Source organism: Pseudodesulfovibrio aespoeensis Aspo-2, assembly GCF_000176915.2.
Taxonomy (GTDB): Bacteria; Desulfobacterota; Desulfovibrionia; order Desulfovibrionales; family Desulfovibrionaceae; genus Pseudodesulfovibrio; species Pseudodesulfovibrio aespoeensis.
This window is the reverse complement of sequence record NC_014844.1, coordinates 178,069-194,893: the sequence shown is the minus strand read 5'-3', so window position 1 is coordinate 194,893 and position 16,825 is coordinate 178,069. Positions and strand designations below refer to the sequence as shown.

Sequence of the window (16,825 nt, the reverse complement as noted above, 5' to 3'; positions counted from 1 at the left end):
TCACTTCCTTTCGCCTGACTCCTCCCGCCCGCCATACAGGGCGTAGTAGCCGCTGGGCACCACCACCAGGGTGAACAGGGTGGAGGCAGCCAGGCCGAAGATGAGCGCCCAGGCCAGACCGGAGAAGATGGGGTCCAAGGTGATGGGCCACGCGCCCAGCGCCGTGGTCAGGGCGGTCAGCAGGATGGGCCGCATGCGCACCGCGCCGGACTGGACAATGGCCTCCCGAAGCGGCCTGCCCGACGCCACCTCGGACTGGATGAACTCGATGAGCACCAGCGAGTTGCGGATGACAATGCCGCCCAGGGCGATCATGCCGATCATGGATGTGGCCGTGAAGAAGACCGGGTCGCCGTAGCCGCCCACGGTGCCGCCCGCCACGAGATTGAGCAGCCAGAAGCCCGGCAGGATGCCGAGCAGGGTCAGGGGCACGGCCGACATGATCAAAAGCGGCATGAGATACGCGCCCGTCTGGATGACCAGCAGGACGTAGATGGAGGCCAGGGCCGCCGCGTTGGCCAGCCCCAGGTCGCGGAACACGTCCAGGGTGATCTTCCACTCGCCCTCGCCCGCCCAGTCCACCGTGGTGCCGGGCGGCATGGGGTCACGGCCCAGCCTGCCCTTGAGGTCGAGCACTGCCTCGACGGGCGGAACCCCGGCTGTCTCGCCATAGACATAGGCCACGCGGCGCAGGTTCTTGTGGTAGATGGGCTGGTCCGCCTGGACCTCGCGAAACGCCCCCAGCTCGGCCAGGGGGACCATGGACCCGGCCCCGCTCTTCATGGTCAGCTCGCCCAGGGTCTGCGGCCCCACGCGCAGGGACGCGGGCAGGACCACGCGCACGGGCAGGGGCTGCCGCTCGCCCGGCAGATGCACGAACGCTGGCGCGTCGCCGCCCAGGGCCAGACGCAGGGTCTGAACCACATCCGAGGCCGATATGCCGTGCAGTGCCGCCTTTTCCTTGTCCAGCACGAAATCGATCATGATCCGGTCCGCCTCCGAGGAGTCGTCCACGTCCACCACGCCCGGCTCGGACCGCATCAGCTCGCGCACATGGACCGCGCCTTCGAGCAGGGCGGAGTAAGGCAGGTCGGGCCTGCCGTACACCTCGGCGGTCAGGGTGGCCATGACCGGCGGGCCGGGCGGGGTTTCCACCAGCTTGACCGCCGCCCCGTGGCGCGCGGCCACCTCGTCCAGCCCGCCCCGCAGGCGCAGGCCGATGACATGGCTCTGCTGGTCGCGCTCGGACTTGTCGGCCAGATTGATGCGAATCTCGCCCAGATGGGGCTCGTCGCGCCAGTAGTAGTGGCGGACCATGCCGTTGAAATCCATGGGCGAGGGCGAGCCCGCGTGGGTGACGAAGGTGGTCACCTCGGGCACGGTGCGCAGGAAGGACTCAAAGTCGCGCAGCACGCGGTCCGTGCGCTCCAGGGTGGTGCCTTCGGGCATGTCCACCAGCAGTTGCAGCTCGTTCTTGTTGTCAAAGGGGAGCATCTTGAGGGGCACCAGCCGCAGGATCACCAGCCCGAAACACAGCCCCAGACCGGCCAGGATGCCCAGCAGCAGGAGCCGCCGGTTGCGCGGCGCGCCCAGAAACGGCGTGACGATCCGGGTGTAGACGGCCAGCAGCCGGGCATTGGGCGCCCCGCCGGAATCGCCCTTTCCCTGCCCGTCACCGCTCTCTCTCCGCCCATCACCGCTCTCTCTCTGTCCATCACCGCTTCGCTCTTGGCGGCGCAGGAGCAACCAGGCCATCCACGGCACCACGGTCAGGGCGGCCAGGGTGGAAAAGGTCACGGTCAGCGGCACGTTGGCGGCCATGGGGGCCATGTACGGCCCCATCATCCCGGTGATGAAGAAGAGCGGCGTGAAGGAGACTATGATGGCCAGGGTGGACATGATCACCGGGGGCAGCACCTCCCGGACCGCATCCAGGGTGGCTTGAAGCGAATTCTTGAGGCCCATGCGGATGTGGCGCTGGATGTTGTCCACATTGGTAATGGGGTCGTCCACCACCAGACCGAGCGAGAGGATGAGGGCGAACAGGGTGACGCGGTTGATGGTGTAGCCGAACAGGTGGTTGACGAACAGGGCCAGGGAAAAACTCATGGGCACGGCCAGGGCCACCACCAGCGCCTCGCGCCAGCCCAGGGCAAAGGCGAGGAGCGCCACCACGGTGACGATGGCGAAACCGAGCGACGAGAGCAGCTCGTTGACCTTGGCCTGGGCGGTCTCGCCCTGGTTGCGGGTGATGGTCAGGGCCACGCCCGCGGGCAGCACCTCGCGCCGCAGCTCCTCGGCGCGGGCCACCACGGCGTTGGCCACGGCCACGGCGTTGACGCCCTTTTTCTTGGCCACGGCCAGGGTCACCGCCGGGCGCGACGGCTGCTCCGGCTCAAGCCCCAGCCGGGCCAGATATGTCTCGGAAAACCCGATGCGCGAATAATCGCCCGGCTCCTGCGGGCCGTCGGTGATGTCGGCCACATCGCGCAGGTACACCGGGCGGTCGCCGAACACGCCCACCACCAGTGAGGCCGCGTCGTCCGCCGAGAGCAGGAAGGACTGGCTGACCACCCGGGTGCGCCTGTCTGCGCCCACCATGTCGCCCGCGGTCAGGGAGCGGTCCGCCCCGGCCAGGGCGCGCTGCACCTCAAGGGGCGAGATGTTGAACCCGGTCAGCCGCTCGGGCCTGATCTCCACGCGCACCTCGCGGCTGCGGCCCGAGTGCAGGGTGATGCGTGACACGTCTTCCACCTCGGCCAGCCGGTGGAACATCTCCTCGGCCATGCGCCGCAGGTCGTGATCAGAATAGCGCGCCTCATGCCCGTGGTCCGCGTGCAGGGTCAGGGCCACGATGGGCACGTCGTCGATCTCCACGGGCTTGACCACCCACCCCTCGACAATGGCCGGGGCGAGGTCCACGTTCTTGGCGATCATGTTGTGCAGCTTGATCAGCGAGTCCTCGCGATCCTCGCCCACAAAGAAGCGCACGGTCACGGCGGCCATGTCCTTGCGCGAAATGGAATAGACGTACTCCACCCCGTCGATCTGCCACAGCAGCCGCTCAAGGGGCGTGGTCACCAGCTTTTCCACCTCGTCGGCGGATGCGCCCGGCACCTGCACCACCACGTCGGCCATGGGCACCACGATCTGCGGCTCCTCCTCGCGCGGGGTGACGACAAGAGCCGCCGCGCCCAGGGCCAGGGCGGCCAGGGCCAGGATCACGGCCATGCGCGAGGTCAGAAAATAGCCGACTATAGCCGAAATGAGTCCGGTGCGGCCCGTCTCGCCGCCCAGCCCGCCGCCCGTCTCGCTGCCCATTTAGCCATCCTCCCCGACGCCCGACGCCTGGACCACGCCCGCGCCCACGCCCACGGTCTCGCCGCCGGACAGACCGGAGAGCACCTCTATCATCTCGCCCTCGCCCTCACCCACACGCTCTCCGGTGCGCACATGCACGGGCTGCCACGCGTCGCCCTGGCGGACCATGACCGTCTCCAGCTGGCCCACGCGGATCAGGGCGGCTTGCGGCACGAGCACGGCCTCGCGCTCGCCCAGCGGGACCAGCAGCCGTCCGAACATGCCGGGGTACAGCCCCGGTGCCTCGGGCAGCCTGGCCTTGACCAGGAAGGAACGCGTCACCGGATCGGCCAGCGGCTCCATCTCGTCCACCACGGCCTCAAGAGGCTCGCCCTCGCCCAGGGCTGAAACGATCACTTCCACCCGGTCGCCCACCCGCACCCGGCCAATGAGCCCTTCGCGGACCATGGCCTCCAGGCGCAGGCTGGCCCCGGTCTGGAGCACCAGCAGCTTCTTGCCCGGAAAGGCGAGATCGCCGGGCTCCACCAGCCGCTTGGCCACCTCCCCGGTCTCGCGGGCCAGGATGGCCGTGTGTTCCAGGTCGATCTCGGCCTCGCGGATGACCTTGTCCCCCTCGCGGGAGCGCGCCTGGGCGGCGGCCACCCCCTCCTCGGCCTGGCCCACGGCGGCCCTGGCCTGCAAATAGGCGGACTCAGCCTGCTCCACCTCCTCGGCAGTGACCACGCGCTGCTCGCCGAGCTGCTGCATGCGCCGGTAGGTGGACTCGGCCTTGTCAAAGGCCGCCTTGGCCGAGGCCAGCCCGTCGCGCGCCTGGGCGATCATGCTCGATGCGGTCTGCCGGGCCTGGAGCGACTGGTCGAGCCGCGCCTGGGAGGCGCGCCCGTCCAGAACCACCAGCCGGTCGCCGTCAGCGACCTTGTCGCCGGGCCGCACCAGCACCTCGAGCACCCGGCCCGTGACCTGGGCCTCGACGCTGACATCCGTCCTGGCCCTGACCGTGCCCACGGCCTCGTGCAGCCTGGGCACCATGACGCGCGCGGCCTCAGCCGTGGTTCGGGGAACATACGCGGCCCGCGCCCCGGCCAAGGGAGCCGGGTCCGAACCGCAGGCCGCCAACAGGAGCGCCGCCTGCACCGCAAAAAGGATGACGATGATTCTTCTGTGCATGATCAGCCAATATCATGAATGCCCACCCGTTCGCCAGACCGGAATGAACGGCGTTGAGGGAAGGCTGTCGAATGGCAGGAAAATGGGGCAGGGCTGTCGGCAGGAGGCAGGAAACGGCGTTACAGCTGGCGGGACCGATTACGCTTGAACGCAGGACAAAAAAGAAGTGCGCTTGCCGGTTTGCCCGGCGGGCCTCCGACCGCTTTGCTCTCGGTCCGGGGGTTGATGCGCACTGTCACTGTTTGGTGATGTGTTGCGACTCGTCTCGCTGATTTATGGCTTTGAGGGGTGATATCGCCTGTATCCTCCGTCAAGGTTGTCCGTCTATCTCATGGGCAGGTCCACCTGGGCCTCCCTTACAATTGATAGATAAGCATCCAGGGGCGAAAGTAAAGAGGACAACAATGCGATTTTCAGGCGGGTCTTCGGGATTGCATGGGAGGATAAGCGGTGGCAAGGAGAATTGCGGGGAGAGATCAGGGGCCGGGCGGAAGCAGGGGCCGGGCGGTTGTCGGGCCAAGCAAAGTGCGCCTTTCCGGGTTATCCGGGCGTACCTGGACCGTCATTTTGTGGCCTGACGACCTGATACATTGGGTTTGGCGCACGGTGCTCTTTCTAGAGATGGGGCGACTCGATTCGCCACATGTGTTCCAGAAGAAATCGGTGTCTATTTTCCTCCATCCTCCGTTGCCGTTTTCAATGGACCCTCATTCCAGAGGTAGCCTCAGCCTTTGTCTTATATATACTCCCGCCCGAAAAACATGGCAAGGGGTTTTGGCGGCGAACCCGGTGGATCGGGCGCAACCAACGGACACCTATGGAAATAAAAATGAAGAAAACCGACCAGGGGAAGCGTGGGGCCGGGGGAAAACACAGAAAACAGACAAGGGGCAATTAAATCAGCATATTGCCAGCAGAGACAAAAGGCAAGCGCAAAGAAGGGGCGAACTGTTTTCTGCCCCTCCTGGCCCGGAGCCGGACGACGACAGGCCGGGCCGGCCTAGTCGTCGGCAAAGGGATCGCTGATGAGATCGGCCACGCGGGCCGGATCCAGACCATGCAGCTGCGCACCTTGCAGGGGCAGTTCGCTGCTCAGGCCGCGCAGGCTCATGGCCGCCTCGGCTGCCTCGCGGCGTCCGCCGCTCCGCTCCACCGCGATGAGGGCGTTATCAAGCCCGTCCGCAGACCTGTGGCCGTTCTCGCGAAGCTCCCGAACCTTTTTGCTCAGTTGATCTATGCGGGGTTCCAGCCCCCGCGACAATTCGATGCGGTTCATTGGTGTCCCTCCTTGCAATGTTGAAAACACAAAGCAAGAGCTGTGCGCAAACTTGAATGTCTTTATATTACTTTATCTTGAAAAAACATTGCCCCTCCAATCAGGCAGGATTTTCCGCCCCTGGCCCTGGGGCGCGGACCTGGAGTCCGGCCAGGAAGCGGACCAGACCCGCCACATAGTCCTGGCCCGAAAGCAGAAAACCGTCGTTGTGGCCGCCGGTCAGGGCAAGGAAGGATTTCGGCCCCTGGTAGCCGTCGTACAGGGCGAGGCCCAGGGCATGGGGTACGATCTCGTCGTCCGGGGAGTGGATGAACAGGGCGGGCGTTTGCAGTCCGGCCAGGGCCCTGGTCGAATCGTAGCGGTCGCGGACGAGCAGGCGCACGGGCAGCCAGGGGTAGAGGCGCGCGCCCATGTCCGGCACCGAGGTGAAGGTGGATTCGAGGATCAGCCCGGCCACGGGCGTTCCCTCCGCAGCCACATCCGCAACCACGTCCGCAGCCAGCCGGGCGGCCACGGCCCCGCCCAGAGAGCGGCCAAAGAGGATCACCGAGCCGGGGTCGATGCCCCTTTGCGCCAGCCAGTCCCAGGCAGCGCGGGCATCGGCCCGGGTGGCAACTTCGGACGGCTCACCCAGGCTGCGGCCATACCCTGAATAGTCAAAAATGAGCACGGACAGCCCCAGGTCGTGAAAGAGGCGCAGGGAGTGGAGCCGGTGCGAGACATTGCCGCCGTTGCCATGACAGAAGAGCAGGGTGAAGCGGGCCTGGGGATGGGGCAGCCACCAGCCGTGCAGCTCAGTGCCGAGCGCGTTGACCAGGCGCACGTCCTCATAGGCCAGCCCGATGTCGGCGGGCGTGGCGGTCACGGTCCGGGTGGGCTGGTAGAGGAGCCTGCGCTGGGAGAGATAGACCCAGACAGTCAGGCAGACATAGGCGGCGGCCAGCACGGCAACGATCTTGAGCAGGGTCGTCATGGCCGGAACATACATGGGACCGGGCCGCTTGGGTACCCCTGGTCACGCAGGGAAACAGGGCAGGCAACGGGCGGCAAAAATGTCCATGCCCCTTTTCATTGCCTTTGGCTTGCCTTACCCTGCGGCCATGAACAGCGCGAACAGCTTCACAGGGGTGATCCTGGCGGGCGGGATCGGCAGCCGCATGGGCCATGTGGCCAAGGCCTTTCTCGACATCGGCGGCACGCCCATCATTGAGCGGCTGCTGGCCGTGTACCGCCCCATCTTCCCCCAGGTGATCATCGCCGCGCGCGAGGCCCAACCCTTTGCGCACCTGGGGTTGCCCGTGGCCCTGGACCAATTCGAGGCGCGCAGCTCGCTGACCGGCATCCACACCGGGCTTGAGGCCATGGCCACCAGCCACGGCTTTTTCGCCGCCTGCGACGCCCCCTTTCTCCAGGCCGGTCTGGTCCGGCTGCTGCTGGCCCATGTCGAGCCCGATGACGACGTGGTCCTGCCGCTGAAAGAGGACGGCTACCGCGAACCCCTGACCGCCGTGTACTCCCGCCGCTGCCTGCCCCACATCGCCCGTCAGCTGGCGGACGGAAACTTCAAGATCATCGATTTCTTCGACCGGGTGCAGGTCCGGGAGGTGCCTGTGGCCGAGCTTCGACCCGGCGACCCGGACCTTGTCTCGTTCCTCAACGTCAACCGGCCCGACGACCTGGACCTGGCCCGCCGCATGGCCGCCGGGGACACCCCCTAATCGCGCTCCGCGCTCCACAAACCGCTCTGCACCCAGCCGTGGAAGCGGCGGGCGATCCAGGCGGCCACCTGGGGGGCTTCGTCCAGGCCGAAGACCGGCACGCCCGGATCGGCGGAACCGGCGAGGTCGTCCGTGACCATGGCCAGAAGCCGTTTCTCCCCGCTGTTGTGGGGGCCGCACAGGGGCTCGGCGTGGGCCTCGGCCCGGAACACCTCGATCTTGGGCATGTCCGAGCGGAAATAGCCCTCGGCCAGCACCAGATGCCGGTCGGCAAAAAAGGTCTCGGCCAGCTCGGGCAGCCACATCTCGCGGTCCACGGACTTGATCACCGCCACCTGGGTGGGCGACGACACGGCCACCGTGGCCGCCCCGGCCTGCCGGTGCCGCCAGGAGTCCTTGCCCTCGCGGTCCATCTCGAAACTGTGGGCGTCGTGCTTGACCGTGCCCACGCTCAGCCCCAGGGCCGCCAGCTCGGGCAGGAGTTTTTCGATAAAGGTCGTCTTGCCTGACTTTTTCTTGCCGACAATGCAGATGACGGGAACGGACATGGGCACAACCTCGTCAGTGTGAGAGCTGGGGGAAATGGCGCTTCTTTGCGCCGACACGCCTGGGGGTCATATACTCGAGGCAGACTGAAAAAGCCACGTCCGCCGGGTTTGGCCCGCGCCGACAGGGAGCGAACCATGGATTCCCAGAATTACGACGTTCACGAATACAGGCAGGGTTTCACACGCAAGCCCATCGCTTCCATCAGCGAAATACCCCTGACCATCATGCTCAACGGGCGCGAGGTGGTGACCCTGCTCTGCACCGCCAAGTATCCGGAATATCTCGCGGTCGGATTCCTCAAGTCCGACGCCTTCATCACCAGTCCGGACCAGATCACGGACCTGACCGTGCGCCGGGACGACCAGCGGCTGGTGGCCGAGGTGGAGACCTGCCACGACCCGTGGGAGAACCGGATCATGGAGCGGTCCATCACCTCGGGCTGCGGCAAGGGCACCAATTTCGGGCGCAACGTCCAGACCGTGTCCAAGCGGCGGCTGGGGGGCGACATCCGGATCACGCCCGACCAGATCCTGGCCCTGGTCCGCGAGCTGCACTCCCGATCGACCCTTTACAACGAAACGCGCGGGTGCCACAATTCCTCCTTGTGCACGCCCGACGAGATGCTCCTGTTCCGCGAGGACATCGGGCGGCACAACGCCATCGACATGCTCTGCGGCCAGTGCTTTCTGGACAACGTGCCGGTGGACGACAAGCTGATCGTCTCCACCGGGCGCGTGGCCTCGGAGATCCTGCTCAAGGTGGTGCGCATCGGCGTGCCCATCCTGGTCTCCACGGCGGTGGCCACCAATTTTTCGGTGGAACTGGCGCGCAAGACCGGCATCACCCTGGTGGGCAATGCCAAGGACGACAGCTTCTGGGTCTACAACGACAACGGGCGGATCATCGGATTTTGACATGAAGGACGGCCCCATCTCCCGCCGCAAGGCCCTCAGGCGGCTGCTCGACGCGGCCCGGCCATCCGAGCCGGTCGCGCTGTCGCCCATGGACTGCGTCGGGCTGGTGGCCGCCGCCGATATCAGCGCCGGGTGCCACGTGCCCGAGCGCGCCAGCTCGGTGCGCGACGGCTATGCCGTGCGCGCTGCCGACATCGCCGGAAGCAGCGGGGGCAGGCCGACAGTCCTGCGCGTGACCCACACCGTGCGCGCCGAATCCGGGGCCAACCGCCCGGTAGAGGCGGGCACCACGGCCCGCGTACTGACTGGCGGCATGGTCCCGCCCGGCGCGGACGCAGTCCTGGCCCAGGAGGACGTGACCATCCAGGGATGCGCCAAATCCGCTCCGTGCCGCAATCAGGATATCCCGGAATGCATCGAGGTCCGCGAACCGGTCCGACCTGGCTGGTTTGTCCGCGCCGCGGGCGGCGAGATCGCCCATGGCGACACCATTGTTTGCCAGGGGAGCGAGATCACGCCCCAGGCCGCAGCGGTCATGATCCGCACGCGCATCGAGTCGGTCCCGGTCCACCCCAGGCCATGCGCCAGGGTCGTGGCCCTGGGCAGCGAACTTTCGGACCCGACCCTGGCCCACGCTCACGACAGCGGCAGCCCCACCGCCCGATTCCCTGCCGACAACCTGGTCATGGCCTCGGGCCTGCTGGCCCGCTGCGGCCTTGAGCGCATCGAGACCGGGGTGCTGCCCGACAACGAGGAGCGGCTGGTGGCCCTGCTCTCTTCCCCGGACCTGCCGGAAATCGTCATCACCACCGGGGGCACGGGCCGCAGCGAGCGCGATTTTGCCCGCGTCGGCGCGCGCCGGGCCGGGTTCGTCACTCTCTTCGACAGCCTGGACATCCGCCCTGGCCGGAACATGTTCGCCGCCCACCGGGACAACACCCTGCTCTTTGGCCTTCCCGGCCCGCCCGCAGCCGTGTTTGCCTGCTTCCACGCCGTCATCCTGCCCGCCGTGCGCCGCCTGCGCGGACTGGCCGAGCCGGTGCAGCCCCTGACCGCCCGCCTCGACACCGCCATCTCCACACGACCGGGCGGCGAATGGCTGGCCCTGTGCTCCCTCAAGCGCGTTGGGGCGTGCATGACCGCCACCCCCCTGACCGGCCCGGACTCGCCCCCCATGCTCGCCATGGCCCTGGCCCACGGCGCGGTGGTCCTTGCAGGCAACGCGGCCATGCTCCCCGGTGACGAGGTCGAGGTGCTGACCACCCTGTACTGAACCGGCCAGCCATGTGCCCGGCAACCCGGTCCGTCCGCCTTGCCCCGACGATTCCGCCCCGATTCCGGACACTCCTCCGGGCCGATTCACATTTCCGACACAAAAATGCGGTTTTTTTCACTTTTCGGAAGCCCCTGAATTGTTGACCAAACAAGTCAGAATTATGCCGAAATAGGCATAGTTTCCGTTCTGTTATTTATTGAATTCATTGATCTTTTACATTATTTGTGCCAGAACGCAAGCAAGTGCAGAACCGTTGGCAAGACCAACGGCAGGCCCATAGGATTATCCTGGAACGGAAAACCCCACGGGGAAACAGCCATAAGGACACACCCATGCAATTCAACAAGGACAAGGCCGGACGCACTCTGGACACCAAGATTTCCCAGTTGCGGGGGAAATCCTACATCTCGGCCGAGTTGGTCGACCTCCTGGACAAGGTGGCCCACCTGCAACTGGAGGCGCGCGCCACGGCCAAGGTGGTTCTGCCGCCCGATGCTGAGCTGGCCCCGGCCCAGGCCGTGCTTCAGGGCGTGCCCCTGGTGGCCCGCGAGTGTTTTCCCTACGATCCGGCCCAGGCGGCGGACCTACTGGGCCAGCTGATCGGGCTGCTTGAGGCTGCGGGCGGCCCCCTGGGGCAGGCGGCCAAGACCGTGGGCAAGGCGCTCACAAGCGGCGAGATGACGCCTGAAGAGCTCTTCCGCCGCTATCTGTCCGAAGACATTACCTTCTTTGCCTCCTGGGTGGAGCGCACGCCGGGCGCGCCCAAGGCGCTCCCCTTCCTCGCCCTGGCCTCGCTCGGCCCCTCCATAGAGGCCGCTGCCGAGCAACTGGTCGGCAAACTACCCCCGACCAAGACGCCACAGGTCGGCTCCTGCCCCATCTGCGGCAGCCTGCCACTCATCTCGCTGCTCAAGGAGAAGGAGGGATTCCGCCACGCCTCCTGCTCGTTCTGTCGCCATGATTACCGCATCCGGCGCATCGCCTGCCCGGTCTGTGGCGAGGAGGACCAGAAGAAACTGACCTTCTTCACCGTGGACGAGGAACCCGGCTTCCGCGTCGATGTCTGTGAAAGCTGCAAAACCTACATCAAGACCATAGACTTTCGCGCGCTCGACAGGATACCATTGCCTGTCTTCGACGACCTGGACTCCCTGGCGCTGGACTATGTGGCAGCGGGGCAGGGATATCGGCGGGCCACCCTGTCCGCCTGGGGATTCTGAGACTGGAGGCAGCCATGTCCGAAGCAACGACCACCAGGGAACCGTCGGGCGTCAGCGCCCGATGCGCCCATGGGGCAGGCCGGGCCACAGCCCCGCCGCACTGTGCCTCGCAGGTGGAGCCTGCGGATTTCTCTGCCCTGCTCGGCGACGAGAAGCGGGCGCGCGACTTCCTGCTGGACCTGACCTGGCCCACGGGAGCGCCCTTTTGCCCCAGATGCGGCCACCGCAAGGTCTACGACCTGTCGGGCGAGCGGTTGCGCTGTGCGGACTGCAAGTACACCTTCCACCCCTTTTCTGGCCGCTGGATCAACAATGGCGCACTGACCTCCCTGGAGTGGCTGAACCTCATCACCCTGTTTGTGGACGAATGCAGCGTCCACCAGATGAAGCAGCGCCTCGGCCTGTCCTACAACACCGTGTACAAGGCGCTGACCGCCATCCGTTTTGCCATCGTGGCCCACGCCATCGACGCGCGCCAGGTGCTGGGCCGGGCCACGGGCCTTGATTCCTACATCAAGGGCAGCCGCCTCACGGGCGGCCCGCGCGACATGCGCATGGACACCATCCCGGTCTACGGCATCCTGCGCCGCGACGGGCTGGTCTTCATCGATCTGGTGCCCGGATTCCAGGCCGAGACCCTCTTCCACTTCCACATGAACTTCCATCTCAAGCTCATCCGCACAGGCAACCTCGTCTACACCGACCGCTACAAGGAATACGACGCCCTGCTCTTTTGCGGCAACGACTCCCTGCCCTACGAGATCATCCGCCGCTATGACGAGAAGCCCTACATCGACGCGGTGGACGACGAGTTCTGGGCCTTTGCCCAGGAGCGCATCAAGCGGTTTCGCGGCATTTCCTGCCAGCGGTTCCCCCTCTATCTCAAGGAACTGGAGTTCCGCTTCAACAACGAGGGACGGCCCATAGGCGAAATCCTGGCCGCCTACCTCTGCGCCCTGGTCCCGACCATCGACTAGCCTGACCCAGGCCCGCCCAAGACCCCGGCCCTGAACCTGGGCACTCCTGCCGGCCACAACCAGCTGCCGGAACTCGTTTTTTTATCAGAACCGTGCCGCCCCGCCACCAGGGGCAACACCCGCCAGGATCCATCCCCAGCCCGCTCGCCAAGCTGCCGATTCGGTGCAAAAACGCAACGAAGAAAACTGGCTATGTCAAAAATGACACAATTGAACGTCCATGATTCCGGGACGATGCGCGAAAACCGACGAAAAACAGCTGTGCGACACCACGCGCAAGACTGATATGGTTGCCGTTTTTCCCCAGGCCGCCCATAAGGGTATCAATGATACATGGGAGAGGTACGCGTATGCGAAATTCATTCAACCAGACAGCGGCTGCCAAGACGGCGACGCCCCACCCCTTTGCCGGGCTGGGCTTCGCCATGGATGGAGTCCGGGAAGCGGCGCGGGGCATGGCCCCGGTGCGCCATCGCCAGTCAGGCGACGCGGGTCCGAGCCTGCCCTTTCCGGCCCTTGTGGCGCAGCCAAGCGGCTACTCGCTTCTCGTGACATTGTGTCGCGAGATACGCGGGCGTTGAGCCGCACTCAACATCAGGAGGTCTCATGCACACCAACCGAAGGAATTTCCTCAAGCTCTCCGCCACCGCAGCCGTTGCCACGGCCTTTGGCGGACTCGGGCTTGGCTGCACGCCCAAGGCCGACGTGGTCGACCGGGCAGCGGCCATGGACCCGAAATGGAGCAAGCAGACCACGACCATTTGCTGCTATTGCGCAGTGGGTTGCGGTTTGCTCGTCAACACGTCCCTGAAGACCAAACGGGCCATCAACGTCGAAGGCGACCCGGATCACCCGATCAACGAAGGCGCGCTGTGCGCCAAGGGCGCGTCCATCTGGCAGCTGGCCGAGAACGACCGCAGGCCCGACTCCGTCCTCTACCGCGCTCCCTATGCCAACAAGTTCAAGAAGGTCTCCCTGTCCTGGGCGCTGGAAAAGATCGCCCACAACATCAAGAAAACCCGCGACGAGGGGTTCACCCACGTCAACTCTCGCGGCCAGATGGTCAACCGGTGCGACAATATTGCCTCGCTCGGTTCCGCCGCTCTCGACAACGAGGAGTGCTGGGCCTACCAGACCATGCTCCGCAGCCTCGGCCTGGTGTACGTAGAGCACCAGGCGCGTATCTGACACAGCGCAACTGTTGCGGCTCTGGCAGAGTCGTTCGGACGCGGCGCGATGACCAATCACTGGATCGACCTCAAGAACAGTGACTGCATTCTCATAATGGGCAGCAATGCTGCCGAAAACCACCCCATCTCCTTCAAGTGGGTGACCAGGGCCCAGGAAATGGGTGCCACCGTCATCCATGTGGACCCCCGCTTCACCAGGACCTCGGCCAAGGCGGACATGTACGCCGGCATCCGCTCCGGCGCGGACATCGCCGTCCTGGGCGGCATGATCAACTACATCCTCGAAAACGACCTGACCTTCAAGGAATACGTCCTTGACTACACCAACGCCTCCTTCATCGTTGGCGACGGCTACGCCTTCGACAACGGCATCTTCGCGGGATACAACGCCGAGACCCGGACCTACGACAAGTCCAAGTGGGCCTTTGCCATGGATGAAAACGGCGTGCCCAAAAAAGACCCGACCTTCAAGGATCCCAAGTGCGTGTACCAGATGCTCAAGAAGCACTACTCACGCTATACCCTGGACAAGGTCGTGGACATCTCCGGCATGAAGCGCGAGGACCTCGTCAAGCTCTACGAGACCTACGCAGCCACCGGGAAAAAGGACAAGGCCGGGACCATCATGTACGCCATGGGCTGGACCCAGCACACCGTAGGCGTGCAGAACATCCGCACCATGGCCATCATCCAGCTGCTGCTGGGCAACATCGGCATCGCTGGCGGCGGCGTCAACGCCCTGCGCGGCGAGGCCAACGTCCAGGGCTCGACCGACCACTGTCTGCTCTACCACATCCTGCCCGGCTACCTGTCCACGCCCAAGGCGATCCATCAGTCGCTTGAGGAGTACAACAAGGCGAACACCCCGGTCTCAAACGACCCCAAATCCGCCAACTGGTGGCAGAACTTCCCGAAATACTCGGCGTCGCTGCTCAAGGCCATGTGGATGGACGACGACCCGGCGGTCTCCTTCAACTACCTGCCCAAGCTCGATTCCGCCTCGGCAGCCGAATACTCCTGGCTGACCATCTTCGACAAGATGGACAAGGGACAGTTCAAGGGGCTCTTGGCCTGGGGCATGAACCCCGCCTGCTCGGGCGCCAACTCCAACAAAACCCGCCAGGCGCTGACCAAGCTCGACTGGATGGTGAACGTCAACATCTTCCCCAACGAGACCGGCTGGTTCTGGGAAGGCCCAGGTATGGATCCCGCAAAGATCAAGACCGAGGTCTTCTTCCTGCCCTGCGCCGTGTCCATCGAGAAGGAAGGCTCCATCAGCAACTCGGGCCGCTGGATGCAGTGGCGCTACAAAGGTCCAGACACGCCCAACGGCCAAAAGCCGGATGGCGACCTGATGTACGAACTGATGCATGAGATCCAGGCCCTGTACAAGAAGGATGGGGGCGTCTACCCCGAGCCCATTCTCCGGCTCAACTGGGACGCCATCGCCACCAACGGCGTGTTCGACCCGCACAAGACCGCCAAGCTGATCAACGGCCACTTCACCCGCGACGTGGATATCAAGGGCACGGTCTACAAAAAAGGCGAGCAGGTGCCGAGTTTTGCCATGCTCCAGGCCGACGGCTCCACCTGTTCGGGCAACTGGCTGTACTGCAACTCCTACACCGACAAGGGCAACATGGCCGCACGCCGCAGCCTGGCCCAGACCCCGGAACAGGAGCGGATCGGGCTGTACCCGAACTTCTCTTGGTGCTGGCCGGTCAACCGGCGCATCCTGTACAACAGGGCGTCCGTGGACCTTCAGGGCAAGCCCTGGAACCCTGACAAGGCCGTTATCGCCTGGGAGGGCCCAGACAAAAAATGGGTCGGCGATGTCCCGGACGGCGGCTGGGCTCCCGGCGACAAGCACGCCTTCATCATGCGCAAGCACGGCTTTGGTCAGCTCTATGGCCCTGGCCGCGATGACGGGCCGCTGCCGGAATACTACGAACCGCTGGAATGCCCGGTGAACACCCATCCGTTCTCCGGCACCCTGCACAACCCCACGGCCCTTTCCTACGCTGACGAGGACAAGGCCGTGTGCGATCCCAGGTTCCCCTTTGTGGGCACCACCTATCGCGTCACCGAACACTGGCAGACCGGTCTCATGACCCGCAACCAGGAATGGCTGGTGGAGATGGAGCCCCAGATCTTCGTGGAAATGAGCGAAGAACTGGCCGCCCTCAGGGGCATCAAGAACGGCGAGAAGGTCATCGTCGAGAGCGTGCGCGGCTCGCTCTGGGCCAAGGCCATGGTCACCAAGCGGTTCAAGCCCTTCGACGTCCAGGGAACGGTCATCCATCAGGTGGGCCTGCCTTGGCACTACGGCTGGACATGGCCCAAGGACGGCGGCGATTCGGCCAACCTCCTGACCCCGTCCGTCGGTGATCCCAATACCGGCATCCCTGAAACCAAGGCCTTCATGGTCAACGTCCGCAAGGCGTAAAGGAGGAATGAAATGAGTAAGACCTTCTTCATCGACCTGACCAAGTGTACGGCCTGCCGTGGTTGCCAGGTTGCCTGCAAACAGTGGAAAAAGCTCCCCGCCGAGAAGACCGAGAACTGGGGATCACGCCAGAACCCCAAGGATCTCTCCGGGAAAACCCTCAAACTGGTCCGGTTCAACGAGCTTGAGACCAACGGCAAAATGGAGTGGCTGTTCTTCCCCGAACAGTGCCGCCACTGCATTGAGCCGCCCTGCCTGGACGCCATGACCGTGCCCGGTTCCATCGTCCACGACCAGGAGACCGGGGCCGTGGTCTACACCAGCCTCACGGCCAAGGAGCCCAACAAGGACGCCTTTGCCATGTCCTGTCCCTACAACATCCCGCGCGTCAACGCAGAGACCGGGATGGTGGTCAAGTGCGACATGTGCAACGACCGCGTCAAGATGGGCATGCTGCCCGCCTGCGTGCTGACCTGTCCCACGGGCGCCATGAACTTCGGCAATCGCGACGACATGCTCGAACTGGCCGAAAAGAACCTTGAAGCGGCCCAGAAGAGATACCCGAACGCCGAACTGGTTGATGTGGACATGGTCCGGGTCATCTATCTGATCCAGACCAAGGCAAGCAGCTACTACGAGTATCTGGAGGCCGACGCCTCGTCCATCCAGAAGGGCCCCATGAGCAGGAAGCAGTTCCTGGCCAAGCTCGCCGCGCCGCTGAAGCGCATGAACAGCTAAACAACACAATCCCCCCGGCGCGGACCAATGGCC

General features: G+C 65.0%; 13 protein-coding genes. 8 read left to right on the top strand and 5 right to left on the bottom strand.

Features of this window, described 5'->3' with window-relative positions; all coding sequences use genetic code 11:
* From DAES_RS00855 to DAES_RS00840, 4 genes are all read right to left on the bottom strand, one after another.
* On the bottom strand, nucleotides 1-3,321 hold the full coding sequence (locus tag DAES_RS00855) for an efflux RND transporter permease subunit (RefSeq protein ID WP_013513137.1): 3,321 nt from the start codon (nucleotides 3,319-3,321) through the stop codon (nucleotides 1-3).
* A complete protein-coding gene (locus DAES_RS00850; protein ID WP_013513136.1) occupies nucleotides 3,322-4,488 on the bottom strand; it encodes an efflux RND transporter periplasmic adaptor subunit in 1,167 nt (388 codons plus the stop codon).
* A gap of 1,000 nt (nucleotides 4,489-5,488) precedes the next feature.
* A complete protein-coding gene (locus DAES_RS00845; RefSeq protein WP_013513134.1) occupies nucleotides 5,489-5,764 on the bottom strand; it encodes a hypothetical protein in 276 nt (91 codons plus the stop codon).
* A gap of 100 nt (nucleotides 5,765-5,864) precedes the next feature.
* The gene (locus tag DAES_RS00840) at nucleotides 5,865-6,737 is read right to left on the bottom strand and encodes an alpha/beta hydrolase (RefSeq protein ID WP_041271519.1); all 873 of its coding nucleotides are present in this window, start codon (nucleotides 6,735-6,737) and stop codon (nucleotides 5,865-5,867) included.
* Between the two features lie 79 nt (nucleotides 6,738-6,816).
* On the opposite strand from DAES_RS00840, the gene mobA reads away from it, so the two are divergent.
* Nucleotides 6,817-7,482, top strand: coding sequence for a molybdenum cofactor guanylyltransferase (gene mobA / locus DAES_RS00835; RefSeq protein ID WP_013513132.1), 666 nt, complete (start codon nucleotides 6,817-6,819; stop codon nucleotides 7,480-7,482).
* On the opposite strand, the gene mobB is transcribed toward mobA, so the two are convergent.
* Complete coding sequence (mobB, locus tag DAES_RS00830) at nucleotides 7,479-8,030, bottom strand: molybdopterin-guanine dinucleotide biosynthesis protein B (protein WP_013513131.1); 552 nt, start codon at nucleotides 8,028-8,030, stop codon at nucleotides 7,479-7,481. The genes mobA and mobB overlap by 4 nt on opposite strands.
* A 135-nt stretch (nucleotides 8,031-8,165) precedes the next feature.
* On the opposite strand from mobB, the gene fdhD reads away from it, so the two are divergent.
* From fdhD to DAES_RS00795, 7 genes are all read left to right on the top strand, one after another.
* Nucleotides 8,166-8,945 carry a formate dehydrogenase accessory sulfurtransferase FdhD gene (gene fdhD / locus DAES_RS00825; RefSeq protein WP_013513130.1) on the top strand — a complete coding sequence of 260 codons (780 nt, stop codon included), beginning with the start codon at nucleotides 8,166-8,168 and terminating at the stop codon, nucleotides 8,943-8,945.
* Between the two features lies 1 nt (nucleotide 8,946).
* Nucleotides 8,947-10,218 (top strand): molybdopterin molybdotransferase MoeA, encoded by a 1,272-nt coding sequence (locus tag DAES_RS00820; protein WP_013513129.1) that lies wholly within the window; start codon nucleotides 8,947-8,949, stop codon nucleotides 10,216-10,218.
* A gap of 335 nt (nucleotides 10,219-10,553) precedes the next feature.
* The gene (locus DAES_RS00815) at nucleotides 10,554-11,441 is read left to right on the top strand and encodes a formate dehydrogenase accessory protein FdhE (protein ID WP_013513128.1); all 888 of its coding nucleotides are present in this window, start codon (nucleotides 10,554-10,556) and stop codon (nucleotides 11,439-11,441) included.
* Between the two features lie 14 nt (nucleotides 11,442-11,455).
* Entirely contained in the window at nucleotides 11,456-12,418 is a 963-nt protein-coding gene (locus DAES_RS00810; protein ID WP_013513127.1) for a transposase, read from the top strand.
* A 350-nt stretch (nucleotides 12,419-12,768) separates the two neighbouring features.
* The gene (locus tag DAES_RS17470) at nucleotides 12,769-12,999 is read left to right on the top strand and encodes a hypothetical protein (protein ID WP_013513126.1); all 231 of its coding nucleotides are present in this window, start codon (nucleotides 12,769-12,771) and stop codon (nucleotides 12,997-12,999) included.
* Nucleotides 13,000-13,024: 25 nt separating this feature from the next.
* Entirely contained in the window at nucleotides 13,025-16,054 is a 3,030-nt protein-coding gene (gene fdnG / locus DAES_RS00800) for a formate dehydrogenase-N subunit alpha (RefSeq protein WP_013513125.1), read from the top strand.
* 12 nt (nucleotides 16,055-16,066) lie between these two features.
* On the top strand, nucleotides 16,067-16,792 hold the full coding sequence (locus DAES_RS00795; RefSeq protein WP_013513124.1) for a 4Fe-4S dicluster domain-containing protein: 726 nt from the start codon (nucleotides 16,067-16,069) through the stop codon (nucleotides 16,790-16,792).
* Nucleotides 16,793-16,825: the final 33 nt, after the last annotated feature.

Bases quoted from the DNA above. Each gene is read 5' to 3' on its own strand.
- DAES_RS00840 (WP_041271519.1), bottom strand. From the start codon at position 6,737: ATGACGACCCTGCTCAAGATCGTTGCCGTGCTGGCCGCCGCCTATGTC.
- mobB (WP_013513131.1), bottom strand. From the start codon at position 8,030: ATGTCCGTTCCCGTCATCTGCATTGTCGGCAAGAAAAAGTCAGGCAAG.
- DAES_RS00820 (WP_013513129.1), top strand. From the start codon at position 8,947: ATGAAGGACGGCCCCATCTCCCGCCGCAAGGCCCTCAGGCGGCTGCTC.
- fdhD (WP_013513130.1), top strand. From the start codon at position 8,166: ATGGATTCCCAGAATTACGACGTTCACGAATACAGGCAGGGTTTCACA.
- DAES_RS00795 (WP_013513124.1), top strand. From the start codon at position 16,067: ATGAGTAAGACCTTCTTCATCGACCTGACCAAGTGTACGGCCTGCCGT.
- DAES_RS00850 (WP_013513136.1), bottom strand. From the start codon at position 4,488: ATGCACAGAAGAATCATCGTCATCCTTTTTGCGGTGCAGGCGGCGCTC.
- DAES_RS00815 (WP_013513128.1), top strand. From the start codon at position 10,554: ATGCAATTCAACAAGGACAAGGCCGGACGCACTCTGGACACCAAGATT.
- mobA (WP_013513132.1), top strand. From the start codon at position 6,817: ATGTCCATGCCCCTTTTCATTGCCTTTGGCTTGCCTTACCCTGCGGCC.
- DAES_RS00845 (WP_013513134.1), bottom strand. From the start codon at position 5,764: ATGAACCGCATCGAATTGTCGCGGGGGCTGGAACCCCGCATAGATCAA.
- DAES_RS00810 (WP_013513127.1), top strand. From the start codon at position 11,456: ATGTCCGAAGCAACGACCACCAGGGAACCGTCGGGCGTCAGCGCCCGA.
- DAES_RS00855 (WP_013513137.1), bottom strand. From the start codon at position 3,321: ATGGGCAGCGAGACGGGCGGCGGGCTGGGCGGCGAGACGGGCCGCACC.
- DAES_RS17470 (WP_013513126.1), top strand. From the start codon at position 12,769: ATGCGAAATTCATTCAACCAGACAGCGGCTGCCAAGACGGCGACGCCC.